This is a genomic window from Paenibacillus ottowii, from assembly GCF_050516475.1.
Classification (GTDB): Bacteria; Bacillota; Bacilli; order Paenibacillales; family Paenibacillaceae; genus Paenibacillus; species Paenibacillus ottowii.
Map to the genome: position 1 here is coordinate 1,478,812 of NZ_CP191577.1, position 18,651 is coordinate 1,497,462.

Genomic DNA, 18,651 nt, shown 5'->3' on the forward strand with positions numbered 1-18,651 from the left:
ACGAAAAAAGTCAAATAAGGCACTGTAAAGTGAATATATAAATGCAAAAAGACGCCCTTCATATTCATCATGAAAAAGCGTCTTTCTTTTTATATTAGACTCATTGAATCCTAGCTATTTTACAGCGACATAAAACAGTCTCGCCGCGTCATCTTCTGCTTCTACCCATTCAAAATCCGCATATACCTTTACATCGCGAAAACCCGCTTTGGACAATTCTTCCTTCATCCAGTCTGGATCGTAAGCCCGCTGTACATGAATTTCCTCAAAACGCTGATACAGATCGCGACCTTCTTGTTCTGCTTTCGCAAAAATACTGAGATGATGTTCAATTTCACAACGGGGAGTGTCCAACGCACATGTCCAAATATACGAGATGGAGCGTTCATCCAATACGAATGGTTGTTCTTCATCATAACGCAAAAATGTCTGGGGATGGTGCACATCAAACAGAAAGGTTCCACCTGGCTTCAGACCAGCATACGTTCTGCGAAAAGTAGAAATGATATCTTCTTCCTCAAGTAAATAATTCAGGCAATCGCAAAAAGAAATGACAGAATCCACGGGCTCCGGTAAAATCCACTCCCGCATATCCTGTTGTATCCAGCGAACGCTTCCCTCACGAAACAAGCGCTGTCCCTGAGGAGAGTTTTCCATTTTGCGACGGGCTACTGCCAGCATGTCAGAGGATAAATCGATGCCAGCTACCTCGAAGCCTGAGTTAACCAATGGAATCGTAATTGAGCCCGTTCCGCAGCCCAGCTCGGCGATTGTATGTGGCATACCGTATTGGTCCCAAGCCTGCCGTGCAAAGCGCAACCAGTCGGGATACGGCATGTCCTGCATGAGCTCATCGTACACATAAGCAAACTTACGGTAAGACGCCATCTTCTATTCCCCATTCCCGTCCTTCGGTTTAGGCATTTTCTCCACGAGATAAGTCCAGTTTTCCTTCTGTGTAACCAGTCCATCCTTCATCAACTTGCCCATCGCACGCTTGAAGGCGGATTTACTGATACCAAACCGTTGCTTGATAATATCCGGCGGCGTTGCATCAGAATATGGCATGCCCCCACCTGGACGTTCCTTCAAAAAGGCAATCAACCGATCCGCATCCTCATTACGGCCTACTTCCTTGCGTGGCGACATTGCCAGATTGACCCGGCCATCTTCGCGAACAAGCGTGACCCGGACCTTAACCTCCTCGCCCAAGCGAAGCATACGGTTACGTTCCGAGGAATGAATCATCCCTATTGCACCAAAACCAAGCACACCACCGTCCACCAGGACGAATGTGCCCATCTGAAGCGGCTTGTATACCGTCGCCTGCACCCACGTATTGAGCCATGAACTAGGAGCATGGAAGCACAATGGAGCCAGTTCCTGCTCCCCTGCCAGCTTGGCTCGCAATCTGCCTTGTTTGTCATGCTCCATTATAGCGTACACATAGTCACCCACACGAGGATGCAGATCCCGGTTTTCAGGCAACTCACGAATCGGCAACAAAAGTTGACGACCCAATCCCATCTCCAGGAAACAGCCCAAACGCGGATGCACGTCAGCCACCTCAAGCTTGGCCATTTCACCCAGAGACAAGAACGGTTTTTTCATAGTTGCAGCCAAACGGTCCTCTGTATCGTGGAAGATAAATACCTCTAACCGTTCGCCCACCTCGATTTCACGAGTCAGCTCCGTATAGTGCAGCAGCACATCCTGCTCACCGACGGTAAGAAAGTAGCCGAAAGGAGATACCTCACGATCCACCATAATGGTGACATAAGTACCAGCGATCAAACTCATACTTTCTCCACAACCTTAGCATCCGACCAGAGTCGTTCAATGTTATAATATTCGCGTTCGTCACGATGGAAGACATGCACTACGACGTCCCCCAGATCCATTAGAACCCAACGAGCGGAATCCATCCCTTCAATTCCTTTGACGGTTACACCTTCGTCATGAGCGCGTTTGCGAATTTCAGTTACAATTGCCTGTACTTGTGTGTCCGAATTACCGTGGCAAATTACAAAATAATCCGCTACCAGCGATACTCCGCGCAAATCCAGTGCGACAACATTCATTGCCTTTTTATCATTAGCGGCCTCAACCACCGTTTGCATTAATTTCTCATTCGTTAGGGTCATTCATGAACCTCCGTTTTTTTCTGTTTTAGCTGTCGAATCAAGTCATTACGCGACAAGACCGTCAGCGGAAAAATAACCTTTTGCTTCTCCAGCAACAATGAAATGGTAGAATCAAATCCAGCAATAAGGCCGTGCTCTAAACTTTTCTTTGCCTGTTTACGGATATGCTCAACCCCGGGGAAATCCCGCCCCGGTTCGATGTAATCAGCCAGACACACGACTTTGTCCAGCAGGCTCATACCAACGCGCCCTGATGTATGCCAGCGGATCGCATTCCTTATTTCCGGGTCATCTACTCCGTAATCTCTTGCTGCAACACAGTACCCTACCTCCGAATGCCAGAGCTGCTTGTCATGCTTCAATAGCTCCTGATCACATTCAGGATAGTTACGAATCACTTCCTCCATCTGTTGAACAGGCCAATATTTCGCTACATCATGCAAAATAGCCGCCAGTTCTGCCTTATCCGGATCTGCCCCATAGCGCTTCGCAAGCTCCACAGAGGTATGCATCACACCCAGTGTATGTTTCCAGCGTTTTTCAGGCATCTGACCAGAAACGGCTTCCATTAGCTGCTCACGGCTGTACTTCATACAAACCGCCCCTTGTAATATAGTCATGTACACGATCAGGCACAAGATAACGAATGGTACGCCCTTCTGCGGCACGTTCCCGGATATCCGTCGAAGAAATGTCCACCACTGGCATATCCGCCAGTAGAACCTTGTCCTGCAAATAAGGTGGCAACTCATCCAGCGCAAGCTGGAACCCCGGTCGCCGAACTCCAATAAAACGAATCCGCTGCGCCAATTCCTCAATTCCCTGCCAATGAGGCAAGTAGTTCACCATATCCGCACCAATGATAAAATAAAAATCTACAGCAGGATGCAGCTCCTGGAGCTTCTTGATCGTGTCAATGGTATAGGATACCCCCCCGCGAAGCACCTCAATATCCAGCACTTCAAAAGCAGGATGACCCGCTACCGCTTCACTCGTCATCTCCAAACGCTCCTTGCCGCTTGCCCCCGCTTGATGCTTGTGCGGAGGAATATGAGAAGGCATAAACCATACCTGATCCAGCCCATAGGCATCTCTTGCCGCTTCCCCAGCCAGCAGATGTCCGATATGAATCGGATCAAATGTACCACCCATAATACCGATTTTCATAATTTTCTCCCCGCGTATTATCCTCTAGGCAATTCGATTTGCTTATGATCACGAGATTCCTTGTACAAAATAATGGTGCTTCCAATCAACTGCACAAGCTCTGAACCCGTTTCTGCTGCCAGTTCTTCCGCAATTTCATGCTTGTCGTCCAAACAGTTGTTCAAAATTTGTACTTTCATCAGCTCACGCTTTTCAATCGCATCGTTGATGTGACGCATAAGGTGCTCATTGGTACCATTTTTACCTACTTGAAAAACCGGGTCCAAATGATGCGCCATCGAGCGCAGATATCTTTTTTGTTTACCTGTTAACATGTATATTTAACCCCTTCGTCGCCACATATACAATGCGGCATTTCCATAATTTTAAAATATAATCCACTTACGACAGGCTGCTCAGCACCGCCGCTCTCATTTGGTCTACTGCAGGGGCTACGCCCGTAAAATACTCAAAAGCCACTGCTCCCTGGTACACAAACATGCCCAAGCCACCATGTACAGTACAGCCGCGCTGTTCACGGCTTTCGCGTAAAAGTCTCGTTTCCGGTGGGTTGTAGATTAAATCACTTACAATAATTCCCTCTGGAATCAGATCCGTTTCCACTGGAAGCTCATCCGATAAAGGAGACATTCCGACCGAGGTCGTATTAATCAACACATCTACCGCAGTGAGCACACTCTTGGCATCCTCGTTGGAATAGCCCGTGACTGGAATTGCCTCTGTCGTCCACTCCAGCGCCAGCTGTTCAGCTTTGTCACGTGTTCGGTTCAGAATGATAACCGATTCAGGCTGTTCCTCCAATAGGGCATGAATTACGCCACGGGCAGCCCCACCGGCTCCGAGAACGGCAATTTTCGCGCCTTTTAACTCGACAGAAGTCTCTTCCTTAAGGGAACGCACATAGCCAATTCCGTCCGTGTTATAGCCCTTGAGCCGTCCATTGTCATTCACTATCGTATTAACAGCACCGATAAGCCGAGCCCCTTCATCAATCTCATCCAGATATTTCATAATCTCAACTTTATGGGGAATCGTCACATTGACTCCACGGAAACGCAACGCACGAATCCCCTTCACGGCATCTTCCAGTTGGTCCGGTGTGACATGAAGAGGTACAAAGTCCCCTTCAATCCCCGCTGCCTGTAAGGCTACTTTATGCATAAGAGGCGATTTGGAGTGCTTGATCGGATCACCCAATACGCCCAATAGTACAAGATCTCGTTCGGTTGCTCCAGACTCCCCGCTGTTCATCGTTGCTCTCCCCCATATTGCAAAATATTAGGCCGCTCAAATACATGAATGGCGGCAGGAACCCGTATGTGTTCCTTGCCGCCCTATAACTTGGTTACAGCATTGTTAAATCAACGCAGGCCGCAAAAGCACACGGACTCCTCGAGGAGCATGAACCGCTACCAGAGCTCCGTTCTCGCTATTCACTCTAATCCATCCCAAACCGGATATATAGATGTCCGATGGAGACTTGCGTGGAACACGGAACTCATGTCTTGTCCACTCTGGCATCTCTGCCAATTGATCGCGTGTTGGCGGAGATAACAACTCCCCGGCATGATCAGCGAACAACTGATCAGCCCGTTCCAGCTTGGTGCGATGTATTTTAAGACCACTGTTAATGTAGCAGGTAAAAGATTGGTGCTGACCATCTACAAAATCGAATCGGGCCATTCCTCCGAAAAACAATGTTTGCCCGGAATCCAACTGATATGCTGCAGGCTTCAATGGTTTGTCAGGCATAATGGCGCTCAAATCCTGACGGGAGACAATTTCACTAAATCGCCAAGGGTATACAATACCCGGAGTATCAATAATGTGCTTGCCGTCGTCGAGCGGGATATTCACCATATCGAGTGTAGTTCCAGGGTAACGAGACGTGGTGAGTTCCTGATCCATATCGCTGTAATCGCGAATCAGGCGGTTAATCAGCGTGGATTTGCCTACATTTGTGGCACCGACCACATATACATCGCGGTTACCACGCAGTTCGGATACCACATCCAGCAGACGGTCAAAGCCCTGATTTTTTTTAGCTGAGCACAATACGATTTCTTCCGTGCGTAGCCCTTGCTCCTTTGCCTGCTTTTGTACCCAGTTACGTACCTTGTTCCAATTTGTCACCTTAGGCAACAAATCGGTCTTATTGACTGCCAGTACAACCGGATTGGAACCTACAAAACGCTGTAAGCCGGAAATCAAGCTGCCTTCAAAGTCAAAAATATCTACAATGTGGATAACAAGCGCATCCTTGTCCCCAATCTGACTAAGCAGCTTCAAGAACTCATCTTGATCTACCGTCACCGAGGAGGTTTCATTATAGTTTTTGATCCGGAAGCAACGCTGGCAAATAACCGGTTCGCGAGTTAATAATTTCTCAGGAATATATCCCGGAAGCTCCGGACTAGTGGTCTGCATGGTGATACCGCAGCCACTACATTTGACGGCAGTTCCGCCGTCAGGTCTTTCAGTCATTCTTCTTTTCCTCCTCAAGCCATAAGCCTTTCTTACGCAACCTTGTAAGCGCGATTCGCTCCAACCGTCGATTAAATCGGGTCATGACTCCTTCATCATGAATGGAGATCGGCAGCACCAAAACGGTATGCAAACCCATTCGGTTGCCTCCCAATACGTCCGTCAACATTTGATCCCCGACCATAATAGTCTCTTCCGGAGTAAGTCCCATCATACGTATAGCTCTGCGAAAGGACGAGTTGGATGGTTTCCGGGCGGCATGTATAAATTCAATGTCCAAAGGCGTAGCAAACACGGATACACGGTCCATATTGTTGTTAGACACGATGACAAGCTTAAAACCCGCCTGTTTGACCTTTTCAAACCAGGCCACCAGCTCGGGAGTTGCGTTCGGCGCTTTTGCACCGACCAGCGTGTTATCCAGATCCGTAATAATGCCGCGATATCCTTGAGCATACAAGCCTTCAAGATCAATATCAAAGACAGTATTCACCCGTAATTTGGGCATCAGCATTTCAAACAACGTCGGTCACCTCAGTTTCATACGACAAACTATACCATATTACTATGGCTTAGTAAAAAGCTATCCGCAACAAACGGACAGCTTTTTACTAAACTTATAGATTAAGATGAAAAATTACACTGCTCATACTTAATAAAAATAGACTAGCCTTCATCCTTCTGATCAGACTTTGCTTTACGTCCAGTCCATCGTTTTATCCATGATTCCTTCTGCAACAGGAATGCTTGCAGACGAACAGTCCGCCAATCCTCCGCGGTTACCGACGAAGGACTATAACGCGCCTGTTCAAAATATCCGAGCAATCGATGTAAAATCGCAGCGCGTTCCGGTGTTTCTTGTGACCATCTGTCGACTGATTCCCTCAGCGTCTCATGGCTGGCACGGACAAAGCCTTTCTTTCGCATATACCGTAACCAGTGTTCCGTTTCGACGACCACCTTTTCATCCGGAGTCAGCGGCTTACCTGTACGTAAACGCAGTAGATAAAAGTGAATGTCTGCCCGGTTACGCCAAATGATATAAGCAGCCCATAATAGAAGAATGGCAACAGCAGAGCCTATGATTACAGGATGAATCTCTAAGCTTTCCCCTGAGTTCATCTGCGGGGTTTGTTCAGGCTGCTCTGGTTCTGGCTGATCTTTGACCTCTGGGGCTTCTGGAGTCTTTGAATCCTCCTGTTCCGTAAGCAGTGGCATGTCAAAGCCAGGCGTAGCTTCTACAGGAATCCAGCCATATTCGCCTAAATATACCTCTGCCCAGGAATGAGCATCCGCATTTGTAACGGAGTAAGATGACATGTTTTCGTCACCATCGCCCGCAGCTGCATCATCGGAAAACGTCTGCTGGCCAGGAGCATACCCTTTGACCCAACGGGCTGGAACCCCAACAGAGCGAGCCATTACGACTAATGAAGTGGAGTAATAATCGCAATAGCCCTCCCGAATCTCAAACAGAAAGGCATCCACGAAATCCCTGCTTCTTTTCCGTGAAAGGTCCGGATTGTTCGTATATGCATAATTTTGCTGTAGGTACTGCTGTAGCAATCCGACTTTTTCATACGGCGTTTTGGCCGTTGCCGTTACATTGCGAGCCAAATCACGAACCCGCTGCGGCAACTCCTTTGGAATTTGCAAGTAGGCTTCCTGTTTGTTTTTTCCATACAACTCATTAAAACTTTTTCTACGCAGCTCTTTCTCAGGAATCACAGGAACATGCGACACCAAAGTATACGTTTTAGGATAGGCAGTTTTTCGAGAGGATGGATTCCATAGAAGTTCCGCCTGTTCCGGATTCCAATGCAACCCGTTGGCCCGTGAATCTCTATCTACCGATTGAACACGATGCACCGAATAGGCGCCAAACAAAACAGGGTAACTCTGATCATTTTGCATTGTAACGGTCTGTACGACCTGCTCAGTGGAATGCTTCGTTTCTTGTGCGTTTTCAAGCTCTGCGGTCATCGACACCTCATTTGGTGCTGGATCATCGTTGCCCACGTCACTCCAGCCTGTACCGGAATAGGTTCGTTTCGTTTCTCCTCGCCAATAGCTTCGCTGATTAGTTGTGATGGTCATGACAGGTGAATAATCAAAATTAAAGCCTCCACCCAATCGATTATCCTGGCGACTATAACCCGATGCGGTGTTCATCCGCTGATTCAGTACCCCAGATCCATTGGTGGTTCCTGCGGTGGTTGAGCTAGTGCGCTGGGTCCACGCTGTATAGGGGTCCGTCAAAGCGGGCTGCACCTCGGGCATATTCACACCAGCCATAATAATGAGCGCAAAAATGACAGCAATATTAGCCGCAATTTTATACGGATAACGCCGAATCTGCTTCCATCCTTGAGGATAATGTTGACGAAAATACTGCATATGCTGTGTCACTAGCCATCCCATACCAGCAAAGACAATCCAGGCAACCTCCTCCCACAGCACATTTGGTGTGAAGGAATCAAGCACCGCCAGAGCTGCAATATTGATGCCCACAAAAACTAGAATCCGCTGCTTCGTGGTAACGATAAGCGGGACCATCTCAATAACTAGCCAAGCAATGAGGGAAAACCAAACATAAGGAGACATGTTAGATATAAATTGGTCCAGACGATTGGCCACCCCACCGAAAGGGATAATAATGGAGTAAGACACTAATGTCCGATACAAAATAAAAAATAGGGTTACTGCCTTAACGACAAATTCTATCCATGGACGGAATGGTAGTAAAATCTTCACCAGCGCCAGCATGGTAATGGTCGTCAGTACAAGTGCCCTTGTCTCTTCCAGCCATAATTCGGATGCAAAAGACACCCATTGCATAGCAATAATAGTAATCCACAAGAAAGTAAAGGCGGGGGCCCAGGAGCTCTTTAACGATTGTAACCAGCTTTTCATTGTGTCCCTCCCCCCATTACAGCCGGAAGCTCTTCGAGGCTCTCAACATCGTAGCCCTTAATTCCCCTTGCGCGAAGCATACTCATCCATTTTTCAGCTTCTCCCTCGGCAGAGCCTTCCCCAATATAGACGTGGCACGGGGTCATCCCCCGGGTATCGGCCCAGCGAAGAAGTTCCAGCGCCTGCTGATCCTTCAGCGGACTAATCAGTATAAAATAACAGCCTTGCGGAAACTGGCGTACACAGCTCTCTACAGCGGTCATCAAGCTGCCTTGCAAAGTGGTGCGAATGTCCACCAAGTGATGCATCATTCGTTGTCGTTCCATCGCCTGCTCACTTGGCTGAAAAACGGTCCCCTTCTCTCCAGCTGTACACAGTCCGACCCCCATCCGCTCCCGTCCACCATATTCCAGCAATGAAGCGGTAGAAGATACAGCTAGCTCAAACTGATCGGCGTTTACATAATGCTTTGTTTGTACGTCCAGTACAAGCATCGTTTTGGGAACCGTTTCATGTTCAAATTCCTTGGATTTCCAGCTGCCTGTACGAGCTGTCGCATTCCAGTGGATGCGTGAAAACCGATCTCCATATACATAATCCCGCACACCGTTGATTTGGGTCGTTTCACGACGTGTTCGAGTTTGGACGGTCTGCGGTCCCGACATCCTTGAGCGGCGATCATTGATTTGCCAATATGGAATGAATACCGTTCGGGGGAGCACCCGAAATTCACCACGTGCATTCAATTTGCCCTTGTGCTCCAACAGGCCAAAGATATCCTCACTCACACATTCGGTTTCCTCAAAATAGTAACTTCCACGTTCTAAAGCAGGGGTTTGAAAAGTAAGCTGGCCGCCCCCTTTCATACTGGGGATGACACTGTCTTCAAACGACCAGGATTCCCCTGTATGTCGCTTAAGCACCTCACGAACAATGACATAGGGTAACGGAAGAAAGCCAGGAATGCTCAGACTGAGCTTTACATGCACCTGATCTCCCGCATGCAGCAATTCCCCAAACTCCGAGCCTTGCGAAAGCTGCCGGTGGCCCTGAACGCGACGAACTCCACTCAGACCCACCATCCATAAATAAACGATTAACAACGTAACCATAGAAAACAGCATGACCGATGTCTTTCCGCCTTGGAACAACAAATAAAGCAGGCACACCACCCATATAAATAGCATAAGCCAGATGCGACTTGATAGCTGGGGAAGCCTGCGCTTCCTTTTGACCATACTCATTCCCTAAGAACGCTCCATTCGTACGGGAACATGAACCTGTCGGAGCACGGACTGCAGCACGGACTGGGCGTTGGAACTATCCAGGCGCGCTTCGGGGCGCAGCAGCAAACGATGCGTCAGCACATAAGGAGCGAGCGCCTTCACATCATCAGGCAGGACATAGTCGCGATTGTCTTGAAAAGCGTATGCCTTGGCAGCCATAACAAAAGCAAGTGCGGCCCGTGGACTAGCGCCCAGCAGCACGGATGGGTGTTCTCTTGTCGCTCGTACGATATCGAGTAAATAGGAGGTCACCACTTCATTCATATAGATATCTCTGATTTCCTGCTGGATGTCAGCAATCTGTTCCATATGCGCTACAGCCTCCAGACGGTCTGCTGGCTGACCCGCCTGATGATGAAGTAACATGTTTCGCTCCGTCTCCAAATCAGGATAGCCTAAGCTGATTTTGAGCATAAATCGATCTAATTGCGCTTCCGGTAGCATATAAGTGCCTTCAAAATCAATCGGATTTTGAGTGGCACACAGCATAAATGGATGAGGCAACATATGAGTGTCCCCATCCACCGTCACACTTCGTTCCTCCATAACCTCTAGCAAAGCCGACTGGGTTTTCGTCGTGGCGCGGTTAATTTCGTCTGCCAGCAAAATGTTAGTCATCACAGGACCCGGACGGAAATAAAAACGCTCGTCCCGTGGATGAAATATAGATACGCCTGTAATATCGCTCGGTAGAATATCAGGATTACATTGAACACGGCGATAATCACCACGCATGGATTTAGCGAGGGCCTTGATCATTTGCGTTTTCCCCGTACCCGGAACGTCCTCGATCAGAATGTGTCCACCCGCCAGCATAGCTGTAAGCAGTAATTTTATTTCAAAGGATTTACCTAATATACATGATTCCAAATTAGAACGGATTGCAGATACAATCTGCACAGATTCTTGACGCACGGGCATAACTCTGTGAACCTCCTAGATAGCAACATGTTTCCTATTATTGTACATGAAGGCGGACATAGAGTACACTTAACTCCCTACCCATATTATTCAAGCCCCATCTTCTCTCGTACGTAACAGGTTTGGAACAGTCAAAAAAACCCTTCGGTTCCAAACTCCGAAGGGTTCACGTATACAATTTTATTACTTTGTCATATTCAAAGTATAGCTACTATATACTTCCTTTTGGACGGACAAACAAGCATGCCAGAAAAGAGAAAATAATCGCCGAGGAGATCCCTGCACTTGTTACACTAAAGATCCCTGTAATGACACCAAGCCATCCGTCCTTTTCCAATTCAGTTAATGCACCATGTACGAGTGAGTTACCAAAGCTGGTAATTGGAATCGTCGCACCCGCTCCAGCAAATTTGATAAGCGGATCATATATTCCGACAGCGTCCGCAATTGCACCTGCTACCACCAACGTACTCATTGTGTGTGCTGGAGTCATTTTGATCACATCCATCATCAGCTGACCTACGACACAAATAGCACCGCCCACTAAAAAAGCCCATAGATATATCATACTTGTCCTCCCGCTTCAAAAGCTACAGCATGTGCAATACAAGGAATGCTTTCACCCTGCTGTATAGTCAAAGGAGATAATAACGCCCCGGTTGCCACGACCAGCACCTTTTGTAATTCTCCCTTTTCGAGCCGCTTTAACAGATGCCCATAAGTTACAACAGCAGAGCAACCACAACCACTTCCCCCTGCAATAACCTTCTTTTGCTTATTGATGTCATAAATCAGTAAACCGCAATCATTAAATTCCGTCTGGCTCATATCATATCCGTCTTTTTTGAGCAGCTCCTTGGCAATCGGCAACCCTACAGAGGCTAAATCCCCTGTTACAATAAGATCATAATAACCAGGGTCCCTGCCAGTATCCCGAAAATGAGACAAAAGCGTATCCGCCGCCGCTGGAGCCATGGCCCCGCCCATATTAAAGGGGTCTTTGATGCCCATATCCATTACACGCCCGATGGTAGCACAATCCACCACCGTGCCTGACTTAGCATGACCCACAATGGCTGCCCCGGAACCGGTAACCGTATACTGAGCCGTAGGAGGCTTTTGTGCTCCGTATTCATTAGGATAGCGGAATTGCTTTTCTGCAGTACAGTTATGGCTAGTTGTACCCGCCATTACGTAGTCACCCGCCTCCGAATCCACAATAAGTGATGCTAAAGCCAAGCTTTCCATCGACGTTGAGCAGGCACCAAATACGCCTAGATAGGGAATAGAAAGCTTGCTAGCCGAAAATGAGCTGCTGATAATCTGATTCATCAGATCACCACTTATGAAAAATTGTACTTCCTCTTTGTTTAAATTGGCATTGATCAGCGCAAGCTCTGTAGAATGCTCAATTAATCTTCGTTCCGCTTTTTCCCATGTTTTCTCATTTATTTCGATATTGTCATAAATATAATCGAAATCTGTAGACAACGGCCCCTCCCCTTCATCTGGGCCTACGACAGTTGCACTACCAATGATCCGCGGCCTCGACTCAAACTTCCAGGTTTGTCCTCCCTGTCTTTTCATAAGTGATTGCCCCCCACACCGAGGATCGCGTAGATCACGCCCACGATAAATGCGGCCACAACACCGAATACGACAACTGAGCCTGCCAGCTTGAACATATTGGCGCCCACTCCGAGCACCAATCCCTCGGAACGATACTCCAATGCAGATGAACACATCGAGTTCGCAAAACCTGTAATAGGTACTGCGGTTCCTGCTCCAGCCCATTGGGCAATCTTATCGTAGACCCCGATGCAGGTTAATATAACAGACAACAAAATCATCATGGATGCAGTTGGTGCCGCAGCTTCTTTGGCGGGAATATGCATCCCTGCCATAAAGGCTTCCTGGATCGCCTGCCCAATCACACAGATGACGCCTCCGACCAGAAAGGCACGCACACAATTGGCAAATACGTTTCTGGAAGGTTCATGCTTTTGGGAAACACTTTGATAGTCTTTCTCATTTATGGACAACGGCGACGAATTGGTACGAAAACCGCGCTGTCCCGACTTAGCTGGCATCATTCACCACCCCTTATTCGTAAGTTCCGCGCTTTGGCGGTTCAGATTGCTTGGCTCCTTAACATTATGAGCTTTTTGGGGAAATGTTATGTCAGGAAAATGATATCGTGGACATTCCGTACAAATCCATTCATACTGAATAGATGACAACCACTGGTTAATTAATAAGGAGTGAGGTATACATCATGGAAGCAAAAACATTGGAGTTGTTTAAAACCTTAACAGAGTTTCCTTCCATCTCTGGACATGAGCGGGAGCTGCGGGCATGGGTTAAAGAACGAATATCCGGTTATACGGATGAAATCGTGCAGGACCGTTTGGGCAGTCTTTTTGGCGTGCTACGCGGGCAAGAAAGTGGCCCCCGTGTAATGGTAGCTGGGCATCTGGATGAAGTGGGTTTTATTGTGAATGGCATCACGGAAAATGGAATGATTCGCTTTCAGCCGGTTGGAGGCTGGTGGAGCCAAGCCATCATGTCACAACGCCTTCAAGTGTTGACTCCAAATGGTCCAATGATCGGTGTAGTTGGCTCTGTCTCACCACACTTGCTTGATGAAGCACAACGCAGTAAGCCGATGGACATTAAGCATATGTACCTGGATATTGGCGTAGACAGCAGACAGGAAGCCCAGGATCTGGGGATCGTACCCGGAACAGCTATCGCCCCGATCTGTGACTTCACTCCACTTGCGAATCCCAAAAAAATCATGGCTAAAGCATGGGACAATCGATATGGTGTAGGCCTGGCCATTGAGCTTCTGGAAGCATTACATAAGGAAAAGGATCAGCTTCCAAATACATTGTATGCAGGAGCTACAGTTCAAGAGGAAGTGGGACTGCGCGGTGCACGCACAGCTGCCAATCTGATTCAGCCGGATATTTTCTTTGCACTGGATTGCAGTGCTGCCAACGATATGGGTGGAGATCCGAATGCATACGGGCAGCTTGGCAAAGGCGCATTGTTGCGGGTATTTGATCCTGGTATGATTACACACCGCGGGATTGTGGAATACGTGCAAGATATGGCGGAAACTCACAAAATCAAGTACCAATATTTTATCTCCACAGGAGGAACGGATGCTGGTCAAGTGCACTTGAGCGGAATTGGTGTGCCATCCACCGTCATCGGCATATGTGGACGATACATCCATACATCCTCTTCCATTATTCACACGGATGATTATGATGCAGCCAAGGAGCTGATCATTAAGCTGGTTCAAAATCTGGATCGCACAACGCTGAATACCATTGTTGAGCGAGCTTAAAAAGTAACAAAGAATAGGAAGCTATAAAAAACAGTCAAGACACATACAACGTGCACTTGACTGTTTTTTTTAGATTAATAGAAGCAAAAAATATAGGAACTCAGATTAAATGCTTGTACCGAAGCAGCGCAATCACTACAAGCACAGCTGTTAAGGTGATACATACATTTTCTACCCTTGTTCCCTTCCGGGTTCCGGTGCTCATCAATTTAAATCGAAGCTTCCATTTAAAGGGTGGCAAAGGCTTAATTCCGTTATTCGTTAAGGAATCTGCCAATAAATGCAGCAAGTATGCCATCCCTCCAGCCAGCCATATGCTGTCGCCATGCAAACGTGTCGTACCATAAAGCAGTGCAGTCCATGCTGCTGTCCCATACACCGTATGCGTCAATCCTCGGTGTGGAACAAGCGTACATATGATCAGCAGACACCCTGCGATATAATTCCAGGGCGCATACGATCCTCCATACCAAGCTAGGCCGATTCCAATTAGAAAAATAATAACTTTACGCATGGACCGTGAAGGCATAAAAGAAGCGCTGATCATCAGCAAAGCCAAAACAAGATTCCAGGGCGGCGGAGCCAAACGGGTAAAGAACACCCAACCCGCAGCCACAATCATTAGAAGCTGTACGAGTCTAAGCATCTTGTTCGGTAACGCCCGGCTCACAAGCATGGAATTAGGCTCGTCAATATCCGGCAACAATGAACCGACCACAGCAACGGCCACGGCAGCCGGAGTCACTTCGTACCCGCTTAAGGCTAATACCGACAGGGAGACCCCGGTTCCAATAATTAAATGGGCTCTTCCCATCATGATGCATAACATCCTTTCGTTGCAGCATACACAGAATCGACACTACTCTATTAAAATCAGCATGATTCGATTGTATACGACAATCAAAAAGAGAACAATAGTTCGCTTATTCTATTTAAAAGACTTCATCCAAAAGTCCTAGTTTTGTCCCTTTCACTTCATCCTCCCCGGTTCTTTATCTACACAGTCATTTTTTAAAACACGCCATATGTCCTATGAGTAGATCGACAAATACTTCCAACTATTTCTTTTTGCCTCAAAGTCCTATTGTACAATTTGGAATATTAGGTAATATAGTGTTTATATTTGCTATATAAATCTATTACATGAACAAGGAGGAAATCATTTTGCGAGAAAAATCTCTGTTCCGAAAGTTCAAAACGATCGGTCTAACATCGTTGCTAAGTGTCGTATTGTTCGCCCTGCCTGCCTCAGCTGCTTGGAATGATACATACACGGGGTACGCCACATATACAGGATCAGGTTACTCTGGAGGAGCATTACTACTTGATCCCATCCCTTCTGATGCCAAAATCACAGCGCTTAACCCCACACAACTGAATTATAACGGAATCAAAGCCGCATTGGCCGGAGCCTATTTGGAAGTTCAAGGTCCCAAAGGAAAAACAACTGTATATGTAACCGATTTATACCCTGAGGGTCCAAGTGGTGCGCTCGACCTGTCTCCGAATGCCTTCAATCTGATTGGTGATCAGAAGGATGGAAAAATCAATATTTCATGGAAAGTTGTCAAAGCTCCGGTTAGCGGCAATGTCTCCTATCGCATTAAAGAAGGCAGCAGCCAATGGTGGGCAGCTATTCAAGTACGCAATCATAAATATCCGGTCCTTAAAATGGAAGTCCAACAAAACGGGCAATGGCTCAATCTTGAAAAACAGGATTACAACCACTTTTTGGGTACTAACTTAGGAAAACAGCCTCTGAAAATACGGATGACGGACATTCGCGGTGTCGTGCTCAATGATACCATCCCAGCTCTAGCCGAAAATGGCACAGGCCAAGCTTATATCGTTAAAGGTAACGTTCAATTTCCTGACTGATGGAAGTACGCCTCATGTTTGCTTCTTTACATTTGAATATATAAACCCGGCCGGGAACCGACGCAATCTAGTTTGCGTGGCGTGTTCCCGGTCTTTTTACGTAAAAGTCATTATTTTTCACAAAGGATTGGTTTGTTCACTGTCCTGTTCATAAGATCATACGTATAATGAATACATAAATAGGGTGTACTTTACAGCTATGTGCACACAGACAGGAGGCCTGTTCATATGAGCAATTTCAAAAAGCATCACAAGCTTCACAGCAAATTGCTGGTCAGCATTACGTTATGTATAACATTAACGTTGCTGGTATCCACCACTGTATATTATTTCTACTACATTCGCGTGGAAAAGGAGCAGGCGTTCGAAGCCAATCACAATAGCTTAGCGTTGAGAAGCAAAGAGGTCATCAACATGACATCTATTGCTCAATCGTTGGCATTCCAAATGTACCGCAGCAGTACCCTATCCAAACTGTTGTATTATCCTAAACCCAATGTATATGATGTAACCGCTGCCATGACCGAATTAAACAATTATCTTAACTCCATGCCGTATATTGAATCCATCTACGTGTATAACCCTAAAAGTGACACCTTCTACATTGCGTCCTCACAAGGTCAAAATGGGTTATTCAGCAAGCATGAACTGGCTGATACTGACATCATTCGCGTGCTGGATCATTATCAGGACTACAAACCCTTTACGCCTATTCCACGCACGTATCCGTTGTTGTCTGCCTCAGACTCCGGAGCTGGCTCAGAGCAATCAAGCCCAAATATCGCAGCCTATACGTATTTATGTTATGACGCCATTAACTCGAACGAAGTGATAAATTCAGCTGTAATTGTGAATGTGTCAGCGGCCTGGATGAACAAGGAAATGGCGGCGAACCCCATCTCAGGCGGAACCGCTTATATTTTAGACGATCAAGGCAGACTGTTGTCTGGGACAACGTTGACAGACGAAGCTTTGAACGAGAAAGAACAGCTATGGCTGCACACTAGAGTCAAAAAACAGGAAACAGGCTATTTTGTAGAAGACTTTCATGGTAAAAGATCGTTGATTTCCTATACTTCCCCGGATGGACTAGGTTGGCAGTATATAAGTGTCACACCATATGAAAGCGTTATCAAAATGGCGAGTGTTATTCGTAATGCAATGCTATTGATCGCAGCCATCATCGGAATGGCAGGATTCGTGGCTTCCTGGCTGCTGTCCAAAATGTTATATACGCCTATTGGCCAAATTGTTATGCAAATGAATTCACTGGAATCGGAGAAACGCAACAGTATGTACACGATCCGGCAAAACATTTTACGGAATGTGATTCGCGGAACCCGAAATCTTCCTGCTGGTGAAGAACCGGAACGCCTCCGCGAGCTTGGGATTACATTCCAGTTCGACAAAAACTATCGGCTTGTACTCCTGCGCATAGATGAATATGCGCGGTGGCAAAGCGAGCGTGGACCTGATCTGCTACCCTACAAGTTTGCGATTATGAATATCGCATCCGAAATATGCGGGCAGACGTATCGGGTGGAGACCGTTGATATGGATGAGGATAGCGTCCTGTTAATGCTCAACATTTTAGACCCTGCGGAACATACAGACACAGTACTACTGGAGACCCTATTACGCCAAATACGCGAAGCTTGTTTCGAATATTTGAAGCTGAGTGTATCCCTAACCTATAGCGCGATTACGAGCCAACCAGAACAGCTGCATTTGCTGTACCGCCAGGTAGAGAACGCATCTATGCACCGTTTTTTTCAGGGACATGGCTGTATTATTAATGCGCGAAACGCTACAAATGAAGATGTCCAACCTACTTATGTATTTCCATCGGATAAAGAAAAAAAATTGCTGGATACGCTGCTATCGGGTCATACGGAGGATGCACACCGACTGTTTCAAGACTTGTTAATGCATATGGAGCAATATCCGTTTTCCTCTGTTCGGGTGGCAATCTCTCGGCTCATCATGAGTGTGAACAATGCTGTTCGGCATATCAGTGAGCTCAATGGATTAGCTATCGAGTCTATACCAGAATTACCGTCTCCAGATCGATTAGAGACCGCCGAGGATCTTATCGATCATTACCAATTGGTCTTTGATCAGATTCGCTCCAGTCTAGCGGAAAAACGAAATACGAAACAAGAACGGTTGGTACGGCAAATCAATGAACGTATAGAGCAAGCTTATACGGACCCTAATTTCTGTCTCAATCAGATTGCGGAAGAGCTGGATATGTCGCCAATCTATGTCAGTAGGCTTTATAAGCAACAAACCATGTCCACCATCGTGGACGTCATCCAGCAGCTCCGTATTCGCAAGGCCTGTGAACTGCTGGAACAGACCGACTGGTCGGTGGCAGAAGTGGCAGAACAAACCGGATTTGCAAGCAGCTCTTATTTCCACCGTATGTTCAAACGCAGCCTGGGCGTGACACCCACAGATTTTCGACGCTCCAAAGCGAATGCGCAATAAGCGGCATCAAAAA

The 18,651-nt window shown here is 47.0% G+C and carries 19 protein-coding genes; 3 read left to right on the forward strand and 16 right to left on the reverse strand.

Annotated elements, in window-relative coordinates; all coding sequences use genetic code 11:
* Nucleotides 1–114 precede the first annotated feature (114 nt).
* From ACQQ6X_RS06915 to spoVAC, 15 genes are all read right to left on the reverse strand, one after another.
* Complete coding sequence (locus ACQQ6X_RS06915; RefSeq protein ID WP_305164714.1) at nt 115–888, reverse strand: class I SAM-dependent DNA methyltransferase; 774 nt, start codon at nt 886–888, stop codon at nt 115–117.
* Between the two features lie 3 nt (nt 889–891).
* Nucleotides 892–1,800 (reverse strand): CvfB family protein, encoded by a 909-nt coding sequence (locus ACQQ6X_RS06920; protein WP_305164715.1) that lies wholly within the window; start codon nt 1,798–1,800, stop codon nt 892–894.
* Nucleotides 1,797–2,144, reverse strand: a complete 348-nt coding sequence (gene rsfS, locus ACQQ6X_RS06925) for a ribosome silencing factor (RefSeq protein ID WP_149033735.1) — start codon at nt 2,142–2,144, stop codon at nt 1,797–1,799. The genes ACQQ6X_RS06920 and rsfS overlap by 4 nt, the downstream gene beginning before the upstream one ends.
* Complete coding sequence (gene yqeK, locus ACQQ6X_RS06930) at nt 2,141–2,737, reverse strand: bis(5'-nucleosyl)-tetraphosphatase (symmetrical) YqeK (RefSeq protein ID WP_305164716.1); 597 nt, start codon at nt 2,735–2,737, stop codon at nt 2,141–2,143. The genes rsfS and yqeK overlap by 4 nt, the downstream gene beginning before the upstream one ends.
* Nucleotides 2,721–3,311, reverse strand: coding sequence for a nicotinate-nucleotide adenylyltransferase (gene nadD, locus ACQQ6X_RS06935; protein WP_305164717.1), 591 nt, complete (start codon nt 3,309–3,311; stop codon nt 2,721–2,723). Before nadD ends, yqeK begins: the two co-directional genes overlap by 17 nt.
* A 17-nt stretch (nt 3,312–3,328) precedes the next feature.
* Entirely contained in the window at nt 3,329–3,625 is a 297-nt protein-coding gene (yhbY, locus tag ACQQ6X_RS06940; protein WP_013372202.1) for a ribosome assembly RNA-binding protein YhbY, read from the reverse strand.
* Between the two features lie 67 nt (nt 3,626–3,692).
* Nucleotides 3,693–4,562, reverse strand: coding sequence for a shikimate dehydrogenase (gene aroE / locus ACQQ6X_RS06945; protein WP_305164718.1), 870 nt, complete (start codon nt 4,560–4,562; stop codon nt 3,693–3,695).
* A 105-nt stretch (nt 4,563–4,667) separates the two neighbouring features.
* A complete protein-coding gene (gene yqeH, locus ACQQ6X_RS06950; protein ID WP_305164719.1) occupies nt 4,668–5,795 on the reverse strand; it encodes a ribosome biogenesis GTPase YqeH in 1,128 nt (375 codons plus the stop codon).
* Complete coding sequence (locus ACQQ6X_RS06955; protein WP_013372205.1) at nt 5,788–6,318, reverse strand: YqeG family HAD IIIA-type phosphatase; 531 nt, start codon at nt 6,316–6,318, stop codon at nt 5,788–5,790. Before ACQQ6X_RS06955 ends, yqeH begins: the two co-directional genes overlap by 8 nt.
* A gap of 143 nt (nt 6,319–6,461) precedes the next feature.
* Nucleotides 6,462–8,708: a transglutaminase TgpA family protein gene (locus tag ACQQ6X_RS06960; protein WP_305164720.1), complete on the reverse strand. Its 2,247-nt coding sequence runs from the start codon at nt 8,706–8,708 to the stop codon at nt 6,462–6,464.
* Entirely contained in the window at nt 8,705–9,952 is a 1,248-nt protein-coding gene (locus ACQQ6X_RS06965; protein WP_305164721.1) for a DUF58 domain-containing protein, read from the reverse strand. Before ACQQ6X_RS06965 ends, ACQQ6X_RS06960 begins: the two co-directional genes overlap by 4 nt.
* Nucleotides 9,953–9,955: 3 nt before the next feature.
* A complete protein-coding gene (locus ACQQ6X_RS06970) occupies nt 9,956–10,915 on the reverse strand; it encodes an AAA family ATPase (protein WP_305164722.1) in 960 nt (319 codons plus the stop codon).
* A 211-nt stretch (nt 10,916–11,126) separates the two neighbouring features.
* On the reverse strand, nt 11,127–11,483 hold the full coding sequence (gene spoVAE, locus ACQQ6X_RS06975; protein ID WP_063210042.1) for a stage V sporulation protein AE: 357 nt from the start codon (nt 11,481–11,483) through the stop codon (nt 11,127–11,129).
* Complete coding sequence (gene spoVAD / locus ACQQ6X_RS06980; RefSeq protein ID WP_305164723.1) at nt 11,480–12,502, reverse strand: stage V sporulation protein AD; 1,023 nt, start codon at nt 12,500–12,502, stop codon at nt 11,480–11,482. The genes spoVAE and spoVAD overlap by 4 nt, the downstream gene beginning before the upstream one ends.
* Nucleotides 12,499–13,005, reverse strand: a complete 507-nt coding sequence (gene spoVAC / locus ACQQ6X_RS06985; RefSeq protein WP_305165064.1) for a stage V sporulation protein AC — start codon at nt 13,003–13,005, stop codon at nt 12,499–12,501. The genes spoVAD and spoVAC overlap by 4 nt, the downstream gene beginning before the upstream one ends.
* Before the next feature lie 185 nt (nt 13,006–13,190).
* Here spoVAC and ACQQ6X_RS06990 point away from each other — a divergent pair, with 185 nt between their 5' ends.
* Nucleotides 13,191–14,270 carry a M42 family metallopeptidase gene (locus tag ACQQ6X_RS06990; RefSeq protein ID WP_305164724.1) on the forward strand — a complete coding sequence of 360 codons (1,080 nt, stop codon included), beginning with the start codon at nt 13,191–13,193 and terminating at the stop codon, nt 14,268–14,270.
* Nucleotides 14,271–14,370: 100 nt separating this feature from the next.
* On the opposite strand, the gene ACQQ6X_RS06995 is transcribed toward ACQQ6X_RS06990, so the two are convergent.
* Nucleotides 14,371–15,087, reverse strand: a complete 717-nt coding sequence (locus tag ACQQ6X_RS06995) for a metal-dependent hydrolase (RefSeq protein WP_305164725.1) — start codon at nt 15,085–15,087, stop codon at nt 14,371–14,373.
* A 347-nt stretch (nt 15,088–15,434) separates the two neighbouring features.
* Between ACQQ6X_RS06995 and ACQQ6X_RS07000 the strand changes: the two genes are divergently transcribed.
* Both ACQQ6X_RS07000 and ACQQ6X_RS07005 read left to right on the forward strand, forming a co-directional pair.
* Nucleotides 15,435–16,148 (forward strand): expansin EXLX1 family cellulose-binding protein, encoded by a 714-nt coding sequence (locus tag ACQQ6X_RS07000; RefSeq protein WP_142613807.1) that lies wholly within the window; start codon nt 15,435–15,437, stop codon nt 16,146–16,148.
* Between the two features lie 228 nt (nt 16,149–16,376).
* The gene (locus tag ACQQ6X_RS07005) at nt 16,377–18,638 is read left to right on the forward strand and encodes an AraC family transcriptional regulator (RefSeq protein ID WP_305164726.1); all 2,262 of its coding nucleotides are present in this window, start codon (nt 16,377–16,379) and stop codon (nt 18,636–18,638) included.
* Nucleotides 18,639–18,651: the final 13 nt, after the last annotated feature.